24 protein-coding genes are annotated in these 19,793 nt (G+C 26.9%); 10 read left to right on the top strand and 14 right to left on the bottom strand.

Going from position 1 to position 19,793, the window contains the following annotated elements:
- Positions 1-63 precede the first annotated feature (63 nt).
- Both GBG18_RS06430 and GBG18_RS06425 read right to left on the bottom strand, forming a co-directional pair.
- Positions 64-1,650 carry an ABC-F family ATP-binding cassette domain-containing protein gene (locus GBG18_RS06430; protein ID WP_152189480.1) on the bottom strand — a complete coding sequence of 529 codons (1,587 nt, stop codon included), beginning with the start codon at positions 1,648-1,650 and terminating at the stop codon, positions 64-66.
- A 75-nt stretch (positions 1,651-1,725) separates the two neighbouring features.
- Positions 1,726-3,222: a hypothetical protein gene (locus tag GBG18_RS06425; protein ID WP_152189478.1), complete on the bottom strand. Its 1,497-nt coding sequence runs from the start codon at positions 3,220-3,222 to the stop codon at positions 1,726-1,728.
- A 168-nt stretch (positions 3,223-3,390) separates the two neighbouring features.
- Here GBG18_RS06425 and GBG18_RS06420 point away from each other — a divergent pair, with 168 nt between their 5' ends.
- From GBG18_RS06420 to GBG18_RS06395, 6 genes are read left to right on the top strand one after another with little or no spacing between them, the layout of a single operon-like run.
- Positions 3,391-4,173 (top strand): TOBE domain-containing protein, encoded by a 783-nt coding sequence (locus tag GBG18_RS06420; RefSeq protein ID WP_152189476.1) that lies wholly within the window; start codon positions 3,391-3,393, stop codon positions 4,171-4,173.
- 14 nt (positions 4,174-4,187) lie between these two features.
- The gene (gene modA, locus GBG18_RS06415; RefSeq protein WP_152189474.1) at positions 4,188-4,943 is read left to right on the top strand and encodes a molybdate ABC transporter substrate-binding protein; all 756 of its coding nucleotides are present in this window, start codon (positions 4,188-4,190) and stop codon (positions 4,941-4,943) included.
- On the top strand, positions 4,936-5,331 hold the full coding sequence (locus GBG18_RS06410; protein WP_152189473.1) for a TOBE domain-containing protein: 396 nt from the start codon (positions 4,936-4,938) through the stop codon (positions 5,329-5,331). The genes modA and GBG18_RS06410 overlap by 8 nt, the downstream gene beginning before the upstream one ends.
- A complete protein-coding gene (modB, locus tag GBG18_RS06405) occupies positions 5,331-6,017 on the top strand; it encodes a molybdate ABC transporter permease subunit (protein WP_152189471.1) in 687 nt (228 codons plus the stop codon). Before GBG18_RS06410 ends, modB begins: the two co-directional genes overlap by 1 nt.
- Before the next feature lie 8 nt (positions 6,018-6,025).
- On the top strand, positions 6,026-6,373 hold the full coding sequence (locus tag GBG18_RS06400; RefSeq protein WP_152189469.1) for a DsrE family protein: 348 nt from the start codon (positions 6,026-6,028) through the stop codon (positions 6,371-6,373).
- On the top strand, positions 6,370-7,224 hold the full coding sequence (locus tag GBG18_RS06395) for an ABC transporter ATP-binding protein (RefSeq protein WP_152189467.1): 855 nt from the start codon (positions 6,370-6,372) through the stop codon (positions 7,222-7,224). The genes GBG18_RS06400 and GBG18_RS06395 overlap by 4 nt, the downstream gene beginning before the upstream one ends.
- Positions 7,225-7,234: 10 nt before the next feature.
- Here GBG18_RS06395 and GBG18_RS06390 read toward each other — a convergent pair whose 3' ends face one another.
- Positions 7,235-7,864, bottom strand: a complete 630-nt coding sequence (locus GBG18_RS06390) for an NAD(P)H-dependent oxidoreductase (RefSeq protein ID WP_152189465.1) — start codon at positions 7,862-7,864, stop codon at positions 7,235-7,237.
- A gap of 130 nt (positions 7,865-7,994) precedes the next feature.
- On the opposite strand from GBG18_RS06390, the gene GBG18_RS06385 reads away from it, so the two are divergent.
- Both GBG18_RS06385 and GBG18_RS06380 read left to right on the top strand, forming a co-directional pair.
- On the top strand, positions 7,995-8,894 hold the full coding sequence (locus tag GBG18_RS06385) for an AEC family transporter (protein WP_152189463.1): 900 nt from the start codon (positions 7,995-7,997) through the stop codon (positions 8,892-8,894).
- 70 nt (positions 8,895-8,964) lie between these two features.
- Positions 8,965-9,690 (top strand): thioredoxin fold domain-containing protein, encoded by a 726-nt coding sequence (locus GBG18_RS06380; protein ID WP_152189462.1) that lies wholly within the window; start codon positions 8,965-8,967, stop codon positions 9,688-9,690.
- A gap of 22 nt (positions 9,691-9,712) precedes the next feature.
- On the opposite strand, the gene GBG18_RS06375 is transcribed toward GBG18_RS06380, so the two are convergent.
- The 4 genes from GBG18_RS06375 to GBG18_RS06360 all read right to left on the bottom strand — a co-directional run bounded on the left by GBG18_RS06375 (position 9,713) and on the right by GBG18_RS06360 (position 12,318).
- Positions 9,713-10,159, bottom strand: a complete 447-nt coding sequence (locus GBG18_RS06375; RefSeq protein WP_152189460.1) for a GyrI-like domain-containing protein — start codon at positions 10,157-10,159, stop codon at positions 9,713-9,715.
- Between the two features lie 56 nt (positions 10,160-10,215).
- Positions 10,216-11,019 carry an aldo/keto reductase family protein gene (locus GBG18_RS06370; protein ID WP_152189459.1) on the bottom strand — a complete coding sequence of 268 codons (804 nt, stop codon included), beginning with the start codon at positions 11,017-11,019 and terminating at the stop codon, positions 10,216-10,218.
- Positions 11,020-11,024: 5 nt separating this feature from the next.
- On the bottom strand, positions 11,025-11,366 hold the full coding sequence (locus GBG18_RS06365; RefSeq protein WP_152189457.1) for a zinc ribbon domain-containing protein YjdM: 342 nt from the start codon (positions 11,364-11,366) through the stop codon (positions 11,025-11,027).
- Between the two features lie 70 nt (positions 11,367-11,436).
- Entirely contained in the window at positions 11,437-12,318 is an 882-nt protein-coding gene (locus tag GBG18_RS06360) for a DMT family transporter (RefSeq protein WP_152189455.1), read from the bottom strand.
- Between the two features lie 105 nt (positions 12,319-12,423).
- On the opposite strand from GBG18_RS06360, the gene GBG18_RS06355 reads away from it, so the two are divergent.
- Positions 12,424-13,062 (top strand): CBS domain-containing protein, encoded by a 639-nt coding sequence (locus GBG18_RS06355; protein ID WP_152189453.1) that lies wholly within the window; start codon positions 12,424-12,426, stop codon positions 13,060-13,062.
- A 48-nt stretch (positions 13,063-13,110) separates the two neighbouring features.
- Positions 13,111-13,911, top strand: coding sequence for a PDDEXK family nuclease (locus tag GBG18_RS06350; RefSeq protein WP_152189452.1), 801 nt, complete (start codon positions 13,111-13,113; stop codon positions 13,909-13,911).
- A gap of 12 nt (positions 13,912-13,923) precedes the next feature.
- Here the strand turns inward: GBG18_RS06350 and GBG18_RS06345 are convergent, their stop codons facing one another.
- From GBG18_RS06345 to dapE, 7 genes are all read right to left on the bottom strand, one after another.
- Entirely contained in the window at positions 13,924-14,559 is a 636-nt protein-coding gene (locus GBG18_RS06345; protein ID WP_152189450.1) for a hypothetical protein, read from the bottom strand.
- A 13-nt stretch (positions 14,560-14,572) separates the two neighbouring features.
- Positions 14,573-14,809: a helix-turn-helix domain-containing protein gene (locus GBG18_RS06340; protein ID WP_152189448.1), complete on the bottom strand. Its 237-nt coding sequence runs from the start codon at positions 14,807-14,809 to the stop codon at positions 14,573-14,575.
- On the bottom strand, positions 14,778-15,992 hold the full coding sequence (locus GBG18_RS06335; RefSeq protein ID WP_152189446.1) for a type II toxin-antitoxin system HipA family toxin: 1,215 nt from the start codon (positions 15,990-15,992) through the stop codon (positions 14,778-14,780). The genes GBG18_RS06340 and GBG18_RS06335 overlap by 32 nt, the downstream gene beginning before the upstream one ends.
- A 79-nt stretch (positions 15,993-16,071) precedes the next feature.
- The gene (locus tag GBG18_RS06330) at positions 16,072-17,133 is read right to left on the bottom strand and encodes a DUF2326 domain-containing protein (RefSeq protein ID WP_152189444.1); all 1,062 of its coding nucleotides are present in this window, start codon (positions 17,131-17,133) and stop codon (positions 16,072-16,074) included.
- A 299-nt stretch (positions 17,134-17,432) separates the two neighbouring features.
- Positions 17,433-17,849, bottom strand: coding sequence for a hypothetical protein (locus tag GBG18_RS06325; protein WP_152189443.1), 417 nt, complete (start codon positions 17,847-17,849; stop codon positions 17,433-17,435).
- An 8-nt stretch (positions 17,850-17,857) separates the two neighbouring features.
- The gene (locus tag GBG18_RS06320) at positions 17,858-18,532 is read right to left on the bottom strand and encodes a SatD family protein (protein WP_152189442.1); all 675 of its coding nucleotides are present in this window, start codon (positions 18,530-18,532) and stop codon (positions 17,858-17,860) included.
- Between the two features lie 152 nt (positions 18,533-18,684).
- The gene (gene dapE / locus GBG18_RS06315) at positions 18,685-19,785 is read right to left on the bottom strand and encodes a succinyl-diaminopimelate desuccinylase (RefSeq protein ID WP_152189539.1); all 1,101 of its coding nucleotides are present in this window, start codon (positions 19,783-19,785) and stop codon (positions 18,685-18,687) included.
- Positions 19,786-19,793 lie beyond the last annotated feature (8 nt).

Here is a 19,793-nt window from a genome sequence, read left to right as displayed (position 1 = left end):
ATTACTAAAAAAAAGGGGATGAGTTAACTCATCCCCTTTTTTTATGTTTAATACAAAAGTATATTATGCTTTTTGCTCAATATACTCTTCATAAGTACCTTTAAAATCAATAATAGATCCATCAGGTTGAATTTCAATAATTCTATTTGCATAAACATCTAGTAATTCCCTATCATGTGAAACACAAATAACAGAACCAGGATATGCAAGTAATCCTTCACCAAGTGCAATAATAGCTTCTAAGTCAAGGTGATTTGTAGGCTCATCTAAAATCATAAAGTTTGGTTGCTCTAACATGATTTTTGATAAGAACATTCTATGTTTTTCACCACCAGAACATGACTTAACAGATTTTTCTTGCTCAGTTCCATTAAATAACATTCTACCAAGACAGTTTCTAATCTCTGCAATATCAGCATTTCTGTCAAAATCTCTTAACCAATCATATAAAGTACCATCACCAGAAATTAAATCAGTTGCATTTTGAGGGAAGTAACCATTTTGAATAGTTGCACCCCAGTGAACAATACCTTCATCTGGTTTCATATTCTCAACCATGATTTCACACATCGTTGTTTTACCAGCACCATTTGGTCCTATTAAGGCAATCTTATCATCTTTTTCAACTGTAAGAGAAATATCATTTAATACAACTTCTCCATCAAATGATTTAGAAATATTTTTTAAACTTAGTAATTCTTTACCAACTTCTCTTTTCTGTTTAAAGATAATAGATGGATCACGTCTTGAAGAAACTTTAATTTCTCCAACATTTAACTTATCAAGTTGTTTTTGTCTAGAAGTTGCTTGTTTTGCTTTAGAAGCATTTGCAGAGAATCTAGTAATAAACTTTTCTAATTCTTCTTTTTCTTTTAATTTTTTATTTACATCTGTTTCATTTTGCTTAGAAATTAACATAGAAGCAATATACCAATCATCATAGTTCCCTGAGAACTCTCTGATTTGTTTAAAATCAACATCTAAGATATTTGTACAAACAGCATTTAAGAAGTGTCTATCATGCGAGATAACTACCATTGTACCATCATGATGTTGTAATTGATTTTCTAACCAACCAATTGTTGCAATATCAAGGTTATTCGTAGGCTCATCTAAGAATAATACATCAGGTTTAGGGTATAAAACTTGTGCTAGTAAAACTTTGAATTTATCTCCACCTGTAATTGATGACATTAAGTCAGTTTGTTGTGCAGCTGGAAACCCTAAATCTTCTAAAATTTTAGTAATCTTTACATCGTACTCATAAGTTGGGTCTTCTTCACAACAAATAATTTCTAATTCACCTAATCTATCACCAACTTCATCAGTATACTCTTCTAGGTATAATTTTTCTTTTTCTTTAATTGCATCATAAAGTCTTTTATTTCCTAAAAGTACTGTATCAAAAATTGTGTATTCTTCATACGCAAATTGATTTTGTCCTAAAGTTCCAACTTTTTTACCATTTTGTATTTGAACTTCACCCTCAGTTGCATCATCTTTTCCAGATAAAATATTTAAGAATGTAGTTTTTCCTGCACCATTAGCCCCTATAAGACCATATCTTTTACCACCATCTAACTTAACATTTATCTCTTGAAATAAAACTCTTGCGCCAAAAGCTTTTTTAAGGTTTACCGTTTGAACCATATTATATTACTCTCCATATCTAGTATTCTTTATATTATTATGTCGCGAGTATATCTAAAAAAAATTAGTCTAAAGTTAAAGCTCACTATCAAAAGCTAGGCTAAGAATATCTTCTTCTGTTAATTCAGTATTTTTCTTTTCAACAGGAGGGTTCTTTATTTTTAAGACTTTTTCTTTTAATTCATTTAGATTATATTTTGTTAAATTTAGAATCAAAGTATCAGTAATTTTCTCTTTTGTTAAAGAACCATCTTTAACCATTTTACTGATTGCATTGTTTAAATTATTCTTAGTAGCTTCATATTTTTTTTCTTCATCAGTTAGAGAAATATAAGCTTTATCTAAATAATCCATTACTACACTACCTGGATATTTATATGTTGCTACTGATTTATAAATGTATTTTTGACACTTAACTTTATTTAATTTAACACTAGTAAAAACAGCTCCATGAACTGTTTTTAAGCCTTCTAAATCTTTTAAAGGATTATGAGAACATACATAATCTTCTTTTACAATTGAAGGAGAATATTTCAAAGATGAAATATTGTTCTTTAAAACAATAAAACTTCCACCAACTTCTTTTGGAGATCCTTTAAGTGATGAAATTTCATTTTTAAAACAGTGAAAATTTCCTGTAACTTTTGTAGGACATCCCTCCAATGAAATCAATTCATTATCACTGATGTCAAAGTTTCCATCAACAATATTAAACTTCAAAGGAAGTTTTAATAAATTTGATAATTTATCAGCTAAACGAACGTCACCATTTACATTAACAGAGTTATCTTTTAAAATATGAAAACCTTCAATACCATGTTTTTTAAGCCATCTATTAATATCATCAATATTTGATAATTCAACTAAAGGTTTATAAATATGAGCAACGACTTCACTACCTTTATATCTCCAAATATTATGTTCTTCATCGTGTGAACTTGTTACATGGTTTAATCTAATATCAGTAATTAAATCCCACCCAATTTCATCTGCAATATTTTCTAAATCTGTTAATTTATTTCCATTACAAATGTAATCTTGACCTACAGTAATAGGACCACCTGCTAAATCTAATAAAAAGTTATTTGAACAATCAAAATATGTATCAATATATTTAGCTCCACCTTTTAATGAACCTATTTTATTATCTGAACATTTAAAGTGTCCCTTAACTGTTCTTGGAGCTCCTTTTATTGATATGATTTGATTTTCACTACAATCAAAAAAACCATTAACCTCTTTTGGACAATAAGATAATGATGTTAATCTATTATTTGAACAATCAAAATCCCCTGCTTTATAAGGTGCTCCAAAGAGTGATTCTAGTGAATTAAACGCACAGTTAAAATCTTTTAAAACACTTTCAGGACATCCCTCAAGTGATTCTAATGAATTATTACTTATATCAAAATAACCATCAACTGATTTAAAACTTATAGGTAATTTCTTTACATCAAGCTTTCCATTTAAATTAACATTTCCAAATACCATTACTTGTAAATCATCTGTTATAATATAGTTATTAATTGAAAATTTATTTAGCCATTCCTCTATTGCTGGAACACTTTTCATTATTTACCTTTTAAATATATTTTTATATAAAATTATTTTTTATGTATTTTAACATCTTCTATCTTATTAGGTCTGAAATTATTTGAAAATAATACTAATTTACTAAATTTTAAGTAAGCAATAGCTAAGATTTTATCGTTATATACTTAAGTATACAAGGACTAAAAAATGGAATTTTCTTCATCGTTAACTCTTTTAAACTCAAAAACTCCATTTTTACTAGAAAAAAGAATACTATTGTTAGAAGCAATTTTAGAACATGGCTCAATTTCTAAAGCAGCAAAAGCCGTACCTATGAGCTATAAAAGTGCATGGGATGCAATAAATAGTATAAATAACCTTTGCGATAATACAGTTGTTTTAAGAGAAACTGGTGGCATTGGTGGTGGTGGAGCTTCAATAACTGAATATGGGAAGAACTTAATTCAAAGTTACACTATTTTACAAAAAGAACATACAAAATTTCTAGAAAAACTTACAACACTAACTGATTTTAATTCAGGTAATTTAAAATCCTTACAAAGGTTTACTATGCAAATTAGTGCAAGAAATCAAATACTAGCAAAAATAGAAGCTATTAATATTGATAAAGTTAATGCAAATATTGTATTAAAAACAAAAAGCAATCAAAGACTAGTTTCTTCAATTTCAAAAAATTCTATAGAAAACTTAGTACTTGAAAAAAATAAAGAAGTACTAGCGATTTTTAAATCAAATAATGTAATGATTTCAACAAATAACGTAAAAGGTTTTAGTGCAAGAAATAAAATAAAAGGCCTTATAAACAAACTAACTTTTAGTGAAGTTAGCTGTGAAGTAAATATCTTAATAAATGATACAGATGTAATAACTTCCGTAATTACAACAGAAGCAGCAAAAGAGTTAGAGCTTAAAATAGGCCAAGAAGTTTATGCAATCATAAAGTCTTCTGATATTATGATTGGAAATTAATAAAAGGATATTAAATGTTTAACAAAATAGTTTTAGTACTACTTTTATTAGTATTAAATATTAACGCAAAAGATATCACTATTGCAGTTGCTGCGAATGTTTCTTATGCAATTAATGATTTAATAAAAGAGTTTAATATTAAAAATCCTAACACAAAAGTAAATGTAATCCTAGGTAGTAGTGGAAAACTAAATGCACAAATATCACATGGTGCTCCTTATGATTTATTTATGTCTGCAAATATGAAATACCCTTATAATTTATATAAAAATAATTTTGCAAATATTGAGCCTAAAGTTTATGCAAAAGGTTCTTTAGCATACTTTAGTACTAAAAATCTTGACTTTAGCAAAGATATAAAACACTTATTAGAAGATAAGAATATAAAGCAAATTGCTATTGCAAATCCCAAAACTGCACCTTATGGCATTGCAAGTTTCCAAGCTTTGAAAAATGCAAAAGTATTTGAAAATATTAAATCAAAATTTGTTTATGGAGAATCAATTTCACAAACTATTTCATATAGTGTAAGTGCAACTGATATTGGAATAATTGCAAAATCCTCTTTATTTTCAAACAAAATGAGTAAATATAAAGAAAATATAAACTGGAAAGAGATAGATTCTAAGCTTTATACTCCAATTAAACAAGGTGTTGTTTTATTAAACAATGCAAAGAATAAAGAAGAAACTCAAGCTTTTTATAATTTTATTTTTTCAAAAAAAGCAAAAGAGATATTTAAAAGTTATGGGTACTTAATAAATGAATAAATTCGAAGCAAAAGTAATAGATATTGATAGTTTAGAAAACCTTACTATTGTACAGTTTAACTTTAAGAATATAACTTTATCAATGATGAGTTTAGGACTTTCAAATATAGATATAGGAACAAAAGTAATATTAAGTGTTAATGCATCTCATATAGCAATAGCAAAGAGTTTTACAGGAGATATTAGTCTTTCAAATAGATTAGATTGTGTAATAAAAAAGCTTGATAAAGGAAAGTTACTTTCTTCACTTAGCTTAGATTTTCAAGGTACAGTTTTAACAAGTATCATAACGACAAACTCAGTAAATAGAATGAATCTAAAAGAAAATGATGAAATAATAGCATTTATCAAAGCTAGTGAGTTATCAATACAAAAGGTTATATCGTAATGAACTATTTAAGTAATTTAGAGTTTGAACCTTTTATTTTATCTTTTAAACTTGCTCTTACAACTACTATTATTTTATTTATTATAGCCCTACCCTTAGCATGGTATCTATCTCAAACAAAATCAAAAATCAAGCCAGTTCTTGAAGCTCTAACTGCACTTCCTATTGTACTGCCACCGTCAGTTTTAGGTTTTTATTTACTTTATACTCTATCATTAAATTCTCCCATTGGAAATTTTTTTAATGAATACTTAGGGATAAAATTAGTTTTTAATTTTACAGGTTTAGTTGTAGCATCTTGTTTTTATAGTCTTCCTTTTATGGTTCAGCCTTTGCAGAGTGGTTTTGAAAGTTTAAACAAAAATATGCTTGAGGCTAGTTATATAAGCGGAAAAAGTAAATTAACAACACTTTTTTTTATAGCACTTCCAAATATCAAACCAGCACTTTTAACAGCAATTATTATAACATTTGCACATACTGTTGGAGAGTTTGGCGTGGTTTTAATGGTGGGTGGAAGTATACCTGCTGAAACAAAAGTGGCGTCAGTTGCGATATATGAGTATGTTGAGATTTTAGATTATGTAAATGCACATATATATAGTGCAATTATGTTAATTATGAGTTTTATAGTTCTATTTGGTGTATATATTTTTAATGCAAAACAGAAAAAAACCTTTATTTAGGAGATATGATGAAAAAAGAAAATTTACTTATAGTTATCTCAACAGAAAATATTGATAGTATTTTAAAGTTCCCCCTACTTTATGGAGGGGTTTCAATTCCAAGAGGATATTGGAAAAGAGTGCATATCATGTTTTGGGGTGCTTCCATAAAATCTGTGATTAAAAGTAAGAAAATTAGAAAAAAAATCAAAGAGATTCAAAAAGATGGTGTTGAGTTTAGTGCATGTATTGTTTGTGCACAAGAGTATAAAGCAGTTAAAAAGTTAGAAAAAAATTCAATTACTTGTAATCATACTGGTGAGTTATTAAATAAAGCTTTACAAAATGATAAAAAATGGGCAACACTTACTGTATGATAAAAATAGATATAAGCAAACAACTACATGGTTCAAATGGTCTAATGGATTTAGATATAAATGCAGATATTAAACAAGGGGAATTTATTGCACTTTCAGGACTTAGTGGAAGTGGAAAAACTACCTTACTTCGAATCTTAGCAGGTTTAGAGGAAGCTAGTGGAAAAATAAGTGTTGATAAGGAAGTTTGGCTTGATGGAAAAAATAGTTTAAGTATTCAAAAAAGGCAGATTGGTTTTGTCTTTCAAGATTATGCATTATTTAATAATATGAGTGTTGAACAGAATCTTTTATATGTAAATAAAGATAAAAAACTTGCAAATAAACTTTTAGAATTAACCGAATTAAAACAACTTGCTAAAAGAATGCCAAATACTTTAAGTGGAGGACAAAAACAAAGAGTTAGTTTATGTAGAGCTTTAATGAATAGTCCAAAACTATTACTTATGGATGAGCCACTTTCAGCACTTGACCCAAATATGAGAATGAAACTTCAAAATGAAATACTTAATTTACATAAAGAGTTTAAAACTACAACTATAATGGTAAGTCATGAACCTAGTGAAATTTATAGATTAGCAAATCGTGTTTTAGTAATGAAACAAGGTAAGATTATTCAAGATGGAAATCCAACTGAAGTTTTATTAAAAACATCAGGATCTCAAAAGTTTTCTTTTGAGGGTGAAATCTTAGATATTATAAAAACTGATGTTATTTATATAGCTATTATTTCAATTGGTCAGCAATTAGTTGAAATTGTATTATGTGAAGATGAAGCTAAAGAGTATAAAGTAGGAGAAAAAGTAAGAGTAGGAACAAAAGCCTTTGCTCCTACTCTTTCTAAAATATAGACGTTTAGTTTTATTTTATAAACTCTACTATATCTTCTTGTTTTTCTCTTAATTGAGTTGATTGCTCATTTAATCTAAATCCAAAAGGTAAAACAACAGATAATTGATATTTAGATGTATCTAAACCTAAAATCTCTTCAACTTTCTCTTTTTCATAACCTTCAATAGGACAAGAGTCTACACCTTTTATAGCTGCAGCTGTCATCATATTTGCAGCTGCTAAATAAGTTTGCTTAGAAGTCCATGAATATACATTTTCATCACTTGATAAAGTCTTTTCTAAATGACTTGCATATAAACCTAAATACATATCAAGCTTATCTTGAGGCATTGTTCTTCTTTTAAATTTTCGTTCAACTACACCAAATTCAGGTTTTACTGCATCAATTGCAGCTAGTACAATAATTAAATGAGAACAAGAAGTAACTTGAACTTGATTCCAACAAGCTGGTCTTAGCTTTTCTTTTAACTCTTCATTAGTAATTACTAAAAACTTCCAAGGCTCCATACCAAAAGATGATGGAGATTTTCTTCCTGCTTCTAAAATATAGTTTAAATCTTCATCACTAATCTTTTTCGTATCATCAAACACTTTACATGCATGTCTAAAGTTCATTGCCTCTTCAAATGTATTATTCATATTATTCCTTTTAATTTTCTTGTAAATTATATAGATAGTTAACTTATAAATCCCTTACTTTACTTTTTGTAAGTAATGATATAATATATAATTGTGTTATAATGATTTTTTTAAAAAAAGGATTTGATAAATGGAAAACTTTCTTTTAATAGGTTTTGCAATAGTAGTAGGATATGTCTTACAAAAACTTAATATATTTCCCAAAGAGACACCAAATATTTTAAATAAATTTATTATCTATATTTCGCTACCTGCCATTATTTTATTGCAAGTCCCAAAGTTAGAGTTTTCTTTTGATGTTTTAATACCTGCTATTATTGCATGGATTGTTATGGGAATATCAGCACTTCTAGTGATTTTTTGTTCAAAACTTTTAAATTGGTCAAAAGATGTTACAGGTGGTTTATTATTAGTAGCTATTTTAACAAACAGTTCAATTATGGGAATTCCTATAATCAACGCATATTTAGGTGAAGAGGCTCTTCCTTATGTTTTGATATATGACCAGTTAGGTACATTTTTAGCACTTGCAGTTTATGGAGCTTTTATTACAGCGTATTATTCATCAAACTCTAATTTAAGTTTTAAACTAATTATTCAAAAAATCATTACATTTCCATCATTTTTAGCTTTATTATTTGCTCTTTTATTTTTAGGTCAAACTTTTCATCCAATGATTACAAGTATTCTTACGACATTTGCAAATACTTTAATTCCTGTTGCACTTGTTGCAGTTGGTTTACAACTACAGTTTAAACTACCAAAAGATGATATAAAACCTTTAAGTATCGCACTTATAATAAAACTAGCAATTGCTCCTTTGATTGCTTATCTTGTAATTATATTATTTGGCTGGAACAATCTTGCAGGACAAGTATCTATTTTTGAAGCGGGAATGGCTCCTATGATAACAGCAGGTGCGATGGCTTCAATGGCAGGTCTTGCTCCTAGACTTAGTATTGCAATTGTTGGATATGGAATTTTATTCTCATTTATTACAACTGCAATATTATCAAAGCTTATAATTTAGTGCTTTACTTTTAACTATTCGTTAACACTTAAATAGTAATATGTCATACAAATTTAAAATAGGAATATAAATGATTCAAATAGCAAAGAAACTATTGTTAGCATTATTAATAGGCACAAGCTTAAATGCAGCAACACAGTTATCACAAAACGAAATAAAACAAATAGAAGAGTTAGAGCTTTTTAAAAGAGTTCCAATAACTGTAAGAAAAGCATATGATCTTGAAAACTTTTATTTATTAAAAGTAATTATTCAAGGTAATAATGATGAAGTATATTTAACAAAAGATAAGAAAAACTTAATTGCTGGTGATGTAATAAATACTCAATCAGGTGCAAAACTAGAAGCTCCTGCTGATGTATCAGGACTTACAGGAAAAGAAGCTTTAACTTTTGGAAGTGGAAGTGATGAGTATTTCTTATTTACAGATCCAGAATGTCCATATTGTAAAAAGTTTGAATCATATTTCCCTCAAATTGAGAAAAATGTAAAAATTAGAGTTTTCTATTATCCATTAGATTTTCATAAAAATGCAAAAGATATGTCTATGTACGTAATGAGTAAAAAAACAAATGCTGAGAAAATCAAAGCAATGTTAACTATTAATGTTAATGATGAAGGTTATAAAAATAGAAATTATTCAGAAAAAGAGTTAGCTCAACTTGAAGCTAGTTTAACAGCTCAAATGGCTATTGCACAAGAGTTAGATGTAAGAGGTACTCCAGCAGTATTTGACAAAGAAGGAAATAAAGTTTCTTGGCCAAATATGCTTACAAAGTACAATGTTAAACAATAAGTATTTATACTTATTGTTTTAATTATTTTTCAATAGAAATATAAATTTCTATTTCATCTTCTTTTGTATAATGTTCAAAGTCAATTGAATATTTTCTTTTATACTCATCATTATTTTCAAAGTAATCCCAAATCTCTTTCCATGTATCAATTACAACTTGAGGTAATTCACCCTCTTTTTTGAATACTAAGTATTTTTCATCTTCAATAACTATAGCTTTTTTATTTTTAGTTACTTCAACACCAACGGTAACATCATAATCACCATTTACATCTGATGTGTAGTTTGAGTAAACTCCATACATTGAACTATTATTTGCTTTGTCATGAGTAGCGCTATAAACACTATTTTCTGAATAATCATCCCAAAGAGTTGCAATTTTTGCTGTTTCTTCATTCATTTCATTTTTATTATTAGTTGTTACACTAATCCCTGAAATCATTAATTTTCTAATTCTTTTTGTTTTCACTTTTATGCTCTTTTCTTTTTTAGATTTTGGATTGTATTAAATATATTGTAGTTATATCATAAAAGATTCGAAATAGAATCAACTTCGTAAGATTCTAAAGAGAAACTTTTAATATCTAAGTCTTCAATCATATGTATTTGTGATGTACTTCCATTTAATGGTGTTATCTCTATTTCATTTAAAAATTTATAGAAAACTTGCTCTGCTGTTTTTTCATATTTTTTTGCTAGATTTTGAACTTCATTGCTTTTTAAAATATTAGGATTAGCAGTAAGAGACCAAAAACTTTGATAGGTAATGTCTTTTTGCTTACAAAAAGCTCTAATCTCTTTATCATACGATGACTCAGAATAGAATCTATTTTGAACAACTTTAGGTTTTATTTTTGCAATATCATATAAATAGCTAAGTAATTTGAAATCATAACAATTTGAAATTCCTATTTGCCCTACTTCACCAGCTTGAACAAACTCTTCCATAGTTCTATACACCTTTACTAAATCTTCAATTGGACCAAAAGGTGAATGAATTAAATAAGAATCGATAAAATCAATATTTAGATTCTTTTTAGAAGTATAAAATGATTTTTCAAGTTGCGTTAAAATATCATCAGATGATAAATAAGGCATATTATTTTCATCTTGTCCAGATATTGGAGTGAATTTTGTTTGGATAAATAATTCATCTCTTTTAATCCCTTTGTTAAAAGAATTATTTAATGCAATTCCTACTAAATCTTCTCTATAATGCTTTGGTTGACAAGCTGTATCAATTGCTCTAAAACCTGAAGTAATAGCAAGTTCTACAAGTCTTGTAGTCTCTTCTTTCTTCCAAGCTGTTCCATAAATCATATTTGGCATTTAGTCTATGATTTCTTTACATACATTGGAGTAATTTTTAAAGCTCCAACGCCAGGAATTTTACAATCAATATTATGATCAATTGCACTTTCAACTAATCTAATATTTTTAATTTTAGTACCAACTTTTACAACAGAAGAACTACCTTTAACTTTTAAATCTTTTATAATAGTAACATCGTCACCACTTCTTAAAGTTGCACCATTTGCATCTTTTACAGTAAACTCAGTATTTTCTTCCTCATCACTTGCTGTCCACTCATGTGCACACTCAGGACAGATAAGTAAAGAACCATCTTCATAAGTATATTCACTGTTACATTTTGGGCAATTTGGTAGTTGTTCCATTTTTTTCCTTTTTATTATATATTTGGAATGATATCCAAAATCTTGTTATGCTTTGGTAAAATAATTTTACTTATTTACTTTTTAAAAGTATTATAGTTGCAATTGCAGAAATAAGAATACCTATAGTTGTAAAAAAGTTCATAGTAGTTTTGTCAATAATAAAGGCAATAATAGCAACAAAAGCAGGATTTAAATAGACATATGCCATAACCTTTTTAGGTCCTAAAACTACATTTGCACTTTGGTATAAGAAGACTGTAAATAGTGTTGTAAAAATTGTTAAATATCCAATATTTAACAGATTTGTAGTATTTAGTTTTTCCCATTCTAAAGGAACATCAAAAACAATTAAAGATATTGCCATCCAAATACAACCACCTATTAAAGTCATAAATACTACAACTAAAAGTTCATCATCTTTTTTATAAAAATATTTTGAAGTAATAGAATATAATGTCATTAAAATAATTGAGAATAAAAATATGAAATCACCCTTATTTAAAGAGAAAGCTAAAAATAATTCTAAATTACCTTTAAAAACTACAATACAAGTACCTATTATCCCAAAAGCGTAAACCATATATTGTTTAGAAGAAATATATTGTTTAAAAACAAAAATGGATGCAATTCCAGTAAGGAGCGGGATTAAAGTATAAATAGCACCAGTATTTAATGCACTTGTTGTTTCTAAAGCTTTGAACATTCCAATAAAATAAGAGGAATAAAAAAAACTCATTATCATAGTTCTTTTAAAAGTGGAAAATATTTTAACTCGATATTTTTTAATTAATAGAATAAAAGGAGCTAAAATAAGTGAAGCTAAAATAAATCTTAATAAAGTAATAGATATAGGATCAATAGTACCTGTTAATTTATCTGTAACAATAAAAGAACCTCCAACCAAAAAACTTGCTAAGATTACAAAAAGATGAGCTTTAATATTTTGTGGCATTTATTCTCCTAAAAACGAAGTTTAGCATAATTTCAATATTTCATCATTAACAATTCATTATATAATTTATCTTATGATTAAGAATAAGTTTAAAAGGAGTTCTAAATGTTTTCTATATACAATAAAGGAAGTGTAGGCTTTAGAAGTACTGCTGATAATTTATATAATCTTAAACATGTGGATAAAGTATCTGAAATAGATTTAAAACCCGAAGAAGGTTTTATACAAGATTTTACAAATGCACAAAAAGAACAGAAACAAAATCAAAACCTTGACCAATCTGCTATAAATAAATATAAAAAAATGGCTAATATTGATACTTCTGAACCTGTTTATCATGTTCAAGATATCATGACAAAAGATTGTATTATTGTAGATAATAATTCAACTATTGAAGAAGCTTACGAGATATTAAAAGATAATAAAGTATCTCAATTACCTGTAATTAGCTTTGGAAAAAAAATAATGGGATTAATAAACAAGAAAATAATTCTAAATCTAATAATGGATGATATTGAAAACTCTGAAAATATTATCCAAAAAAAAATAGATGATATTTATTTACCTGAACTTATCACAGTTGACCCAGTATCTGATATAAGAAGAGTTGCAAAAGTTATGTTAGATTTTAAACTTGATGCGATACCTGTTGTAAATGAAGAAGATATTTTACTTGGCATTGTTTCAAAAACTAATATTATAAAAGCTATATCCTCTCTACCACGTTTACAGCTTTGGTCTTAAAACTGAAGTTGCGCTATAATACTTTTAGTTTATTAAAAAGGCAAGATTATGGCATTACAAAAGTGGGAAATATTTCAAGATGAAGCAACAGATTTTTTAAACAATCATTTTGATGCTAGTTTTGCAATGGAAGGTGGTTTTGACTCAACACAATCTTACATTACAGTAAGACAATCACTTCGACTTATAACAAACATTGAAGCTAAATTTGGACCAACACAAGCAGGACAAATAATATTAGAACCAGTTGATGGTAAGTTTATATTTTGTGATAAAAGTAAAAATGAATCCAATAAATATACTCAAGAGATAATAAAGTATTTAAATTCAAACTATTCATTATTTAAGGGAACAAATAATGCAACTATTCATGTTGACCTTTCTAATGAGATATTATTTAATTGGGCTAAAACAATATATACAGATAAGGGTGTTGAGTGGATTATATCTTCAAATAAATTTAATAAATTAACTTTAAATGATTTGCTTTTTATTCCAATAAATCAAATAGAGGATTACTTTGATATTAGCTTAGTGTTTAGAAGAAAAAAAACTGGGAATACACAAATACCGGGAAAAGATATATCAGATTTTAAAGAGCAATTGGAGTTAATAACAAAAGATTTCCAAATAAAGAAAACTAATAATAAGTATCTATTAACAACTAAGTCAAGATTGTCTAATTTTAATATTGGTACAAGATATTTAGTAAGTATGACAAATGTTGATTGTCAATATTATATAAAGAAAAAAGATATAAATACTAATCCTAATGTAATGTTTCAACTGAACTTGAAAGATGATATAGAGTTTAAAAGTGAACTTTTTAAAAAAAGTTATGATTTATAGTTTTGAGAAAAGCTATTTAAAATCTTCATAACTTTCCATAGCAACTTTTAAAAAGGCTGTAAAACCTACATTATCAGGACTAAGAGACTTATCAATACTTGATTTCATAATATCAAGTGACTTTGTATATTTATCATAAAACTCAAAACTAGGTTTTGGTTTGTAAATACAATCTTCTAAGTCAAAAGTTTTGATAATATTTTTTGTAGTAGTAGGTTTTATAAAATAGTCTTGCTCTCTATTTATACAATATGGAACAACGGATATTATCGTCCATTTTGCTAGTTTATACTCACTTAAAAACTCAACAAGTCCGTCAAAGCCTGCTTTTTTATCTCCATATAAAAGCTCATAAATCTCAATACTTAACATATCTTTTTCATAAGAATTAAGTGTTGCTATCATATCTTTTAGTTTTAGTTTATCAAATAGTGATACAAATACTGACTTTTGAACTACTTTAAAAAAGTTATCTACAACTAAACTTGGATTTTGAAAATTCTCTTTCTTTAAAGCCTCTTTTGCAGACTCTTCAAGTTTTAAAGGATTAAAAGTTTTCATAGTAGGAAAAAAGTTTCTATCATCAAAACCATTTGGGTATTGTTCCAAAAATTCTGTTTCATACTCTTTTAGTTTTTCTATGTTCATTTACTTCACTCTTTTACAATTCATCTAGACTTGGTAAACCAAAATTATTTATAGTTTTAAACTCTAACTCTAATCCTAGTTTTGCTAAAACTAAATCTAAAGTTTTAACAGAAGTATTACCTAGTTTTCCTTGTTCAATCTTTCCTAAAGTAACTCTGCTGATGCCACAAGTAGTTGCTAATTCTTCTTGCGTTAGTCTTTTTTCTTCTCTTAGTTCTTTAATTTTTTGTCCAATTTCGAATAACTTCAACTGCTAACTCCTTACTTGTTTTTTCACTTAAAGATAATTTCCATGTATCTATCATTTTTCTACCAATATCTTCAAAATCACTATTTGTTTTGATATATTCTTTTAATTCATCTATTGAATTAATCAAAACTAAAATACACTCATCATAAACACTATTTGCCACTTCTTTGGAAAGATAACAATCATTTATACCAAACTTAACAAGCTCTTTTTTCCCAAGCCATAACTTTTTGCCGTGCATTGTAAGAGCTGGTTTATCTTTATAAAAATAAACTTGAGTATTAACAACATCATAAGCTGGAGAAAACCATATATTTGAGATCTCTTTATCATATAATATTCCAAAGTTTTTAAGATGTGCATCACCATTTCTTAGTAAATAATTCATTATTATTAATTTATATAAGCTCATCATAGATTCAATTTTATTTGTAGTTACACTATAGATAACTTTTGCTATTTGTTCATAACTTCCACTATATTTTTCATCTTTATTTTTTCCAAGTAATGTAATTAACTCTTCAAACCCTAAAAAACTATCAGTTTCCTTTTCATAATTAAATCTCTCAACTAATAAGAATTTATTATTTTTAGAAAGTTTTAGATTTGGTATTATTACACCTGCTTTTTCTATTGCTTTTAAACAAAAGTATTCATTTAATGCTAACTGAGGGTATTCGTCTCCCCAAGTTTTAATAATATACTCTTTTGAAGATAAACTTTCTTTATCTTTTAAAATAGCTAAAGTCTTTGGTTGAACTCCACTAATTGCATTTTTATCTAAAAAAGCACTCACTATTTTTGTGAAATTATCTTCTGAATCATTTTCTAAAACATCATCCATATCAAGTGTAAAAAACTCTTTTTTATCAATAAAACTTTTATAAGAAAGCCTACTTTGTATGTTTGTACAAATATATGAAAATATTAGAAAATCGTCTATATATCCATATTCTTTTGTTAGATACTTTTTAAATATTTCAAAAAGATAACCTTCGGGAATATTCATATCAAAGATTGGATGAAGCTTGTATTTCCAAAGATATGTAGAGTTTTTATAAGGCATGATTAAAGATATAGGTTTATAATTTAAAGTATAATTAAATCCATACTGATTTTTATTCTTTTCAAAAAAAAGTTGCCCTATTTTTTTATTATCAATTTTTACTTCTATATCTTTCATTTTACACCTTAAATGATAAAGTTAGTTATCATTATAAGATAATTTATTAAAATTGTAAAGTATCTTTATCATTTAAAGATTAAAAATCACCCATCAATTTATCATCATTACTAAAATAATCAGTCATATATTCATCTTTAATTTCTAATAAATTAGAAGAATTATGAATAGCATTTTCATTTGATGTGATGATAGTTTGAATACCAATTCTGTGTAACTGATGAATTGCAAAATAAATACCATCTTCATAAGTATTATTATCTCCATCAAAAGGGCTATCAAAGGCAACAAATTTGATAAGTCTTTTTTGTACATAAGTTTCGGCTAATGCGGCGGCAAAGATAAAACATAAAAGTTTTTTTATAGTACTGTCATCATTTTCCACTTTTAAACTAAATTCAATATCATTTGAAGTATTTAACTCAATTGAAAAAGTCACTTCTTTATCTAATATAATGTGTCCATATTTAGCAACACTATCTTTAAGTTTATCTATAAAATGGCTGTTAACTAAAGTTTTATTTTCTTCAATAATTTTTTCTAAATCATTCTGTGCAGTTTTTAAAGTTGTTGCATCAGTATCTTCTTTTTTAATCAGTTCATCTAGTTCATATTTTTTTCTTATTTTACGTCCATCAATACCTACAAGATTTGATACAACAGTTTTATACTCTATTTCATGAAGAGTTGAGTATTTGTTTAATATAAATGCATCATTTTGGTTGGATTCATCTCTTAAAAAATATGTTATATATGTTCTAAACTTATTTATAGAATAATTAACTTTATTTTCAAAAAAAGATTTTGCAATACCTAGACTGCCTTTTTTATCAAATCTTATTTCATCTAAAAGCATGGATTTTTGTTTTGTGATTTTTAATTCGATATTCTTACCACTTTTAGTAGGTCTTTTAATCGTAATATATCTATTTGAAGAGATTTGAAGTTCTATATAAAAAATATAATCTTTAAAATGCTCGTTCCCAAGAAAGTGTTTATCCCCTAAGAGACAAAAATCTATTAATTTAAAAAGACTAGTTTTTCCAACACCATCAGAAGAAGAAAGTATAAAATTTATACCTTTATCAAATTTTATGGTTTTAAAATTATCATTGTTTGCATATAGTTTTGATATTTTCATTTATAATTCCTTGCTCAATCTTCCCTAGTGTAACTCTACTTATTCCACTAGTGTTAGCTAAACTTGTTTTGTCATTCAAAAATAATTACCATGTGTCTATTATTTTGTTGCCAATATCTCCAAAGTTTCTATTTGTATTAATTATATATAACCTTTGCTACTTGCTGATAACTTCTACTATATTTTAATCTTTATTTTTTCCAAGAAGAGTTATCAATTCTTCAAAACCTAAAAAATCTGCTTCGTATTATTTTAGTTTTTCTTTGTTCATGTACTTCACCTTTTATTTTTTAGAAGGTCTACACTATATTTAAACTATGTACAATATTTAGAATATTAATTAGGTAATTAAATTCAAATAATTTAATTGCTCCTAAAAATAAATATCCAATAATTATTGAGTATAAAAGACTTGATAAAGAACCAATAAGAAAGTACTCTGCTCTTTTTTGTTTATTAAGTTTTTGAAATCTAGAAATTGTTTTTAATCCAATAATTAAACTAATTAAAATCCAATTTTGTGTAATTACTCCTGCAAAATATAAAAGCCTTTCTAATTTACCTATTTTTTCACCATTACCAAGTACTCCACCTGCAGAAGCATTGACACTTGCAAGAATTACTTTTACTCCTTTACTTCCCATAACTATGATTAAATAGATAAAAAATAATACTAAAATGCTTGAAAAAATTATTTCTTCTATTGTATTAAACATCAATTATCCTAATCAATCTGAATTTTATATTTTTTATAATATTCAGTTTTTAATTCTACTTCATTAGTCATAAATAATTGTGATATTTTTAAAAAAACATCATTTATTAACTTATGTTTTGATTTTACTTCATATCTATATAAATTTCTTTCTTTTATATCTAATTCAATTAATAGTTGTTCATCTGACATCTTCTCTACAACTTTTTTGTATAAGTAAATTATCTGTTTTTTAGTAACAGAAGATAAAGAGTCTTCTAGTAAAACAGCTATAGTATTTAAAGATATGTTTTTATAGATATCATCTTGTATATAAAAAGAATACTTATTTTTCTTATTATTTAAAATTTGATTTGTATATGTTAATCCACTACCAAGCATATTATTTGTAGAAGTTCTATTAACATTACTCTCAATTTTCCCATACCCAATTGCAAATCTAGCTTCTATATCTTCTGATAAAAAACAGATGTCTAGATAATACATTAGTGATAATACTGATTCAATATCTTGTACAACTACTTGGAATTCATCCCCTTTTTTTATTTGAAGAGGTGATAATAATAAGTTATTAAATTGATTATCAGCTTTATTTATAATTTTATTTAATTTTTCCCATAATATTAAAGAATCCTTTTTTCTACTTCCTACAATATCTCCCGTTAATATAAAATATTTATTCATTATAACTCCTATTAATTCAATGAAATACTATATCATATTGCATCTTTTAAAGTACAATTTAGAATTTGCATCTTTTAAAGTGCAATTTGGAATTTGCATCTTTTAAAGTGCAATTTGGAATTTGCATCTTTTAAAGTAAAATAATTAACAAATTAAAACTTCTCAATCAAATCCACATAAACTTCAGTCAATCCCTCTACTTCTTTAACAGTAGTTCTCTCACCAATACTATGAATCGTATCATTTATCACACCAAATTCAATAGCTTCAATACCAAAGGCTCCAAAATATCTAGCATCGCTTGTTCCACCAGCAGTACTGTGTTTTGTTGTAACTCCTAAAACATCTTTTATAGAGTTTTCCATAGCAAGTACTACTTTTGATTCTTTATTTGTTACAAAAGGAAAAGAGCCTTGAGTAGTTCGTAAAGAATAATCCAAATGCCCAAATATTTTTTCTACATAAGCTTCTACATCTTCTCTTTTTGTGTTTGTTGAGTTTCTTACATTAAACATCAAATCAAGTGTATTTGGTGTTACATTTGTAACTTGCATTCCAGATCTTAAGTCTGTTAAAACCATTTTGGATGGTGCAAAATATTCATCTCCATTATCCAAATCATGAGCGGCAATATCATTTAAAATAGGTGCTATTTGATGTATTGGATTAATTCCTTTTTCAGGATAAGCAGCATGTCCTTGTCTTCCTTGAATTTTTAAATATCCATTGATACTTCCTCTTCGACCTACTTTTATTGCATCACCAAAAACTTGCTCACAAGTTGGCTCTGCCACAACTGCATATTGAGGTATAAAATCTATCTCTTTTAAATGTTCAAGTGCTTTAATAGTTCCGTAAGTTCCCTCACCTTCCTCATCAGAAGTCATTAAAATTGAAAGTGTTCCATCAAAGTTTTTTGCATGCTTACAAGCATAAAGATAAGCAGCAACTCCACTTTTCATATCTTGAGTTCCACGTGCAGTAATTACACCATCAATAATATCAGCAGCAAATGGGTCAACATCCCATCCCTCACCAGGAGGCACTACATCAATATGTCCTGCGAAACATAGGTGTTGAGGATTGTCATTAAATTTTTTATAATATACTCTATTTTTTGTATCTTCTCTATCTACGTTTATACAAGTCCACTCTTCACCTAAGTATTCTTCTATAAAGTCAAAACCTCCATCATCATCTGGAGTTACTGATTTAAATCTTAATAATTTTTGAAAAAGTTCTATAACTGTCATTTGTTTCC

Origin of the sequence: Poseidonibacter ostreae (assembly GCF_009208075.1) — a bacterium.
Lineage (GTDB): Bacteria > Campylobacterota > Campylobacteria > Campylobacterales > Arcobacteraceae > Poseidonibacter > Poseidonibacter ostreae.
Note: the sequence above shows the minus strand (reverse complement) of the source record. Positions and strands in the feature narration are given on the sequence as shown.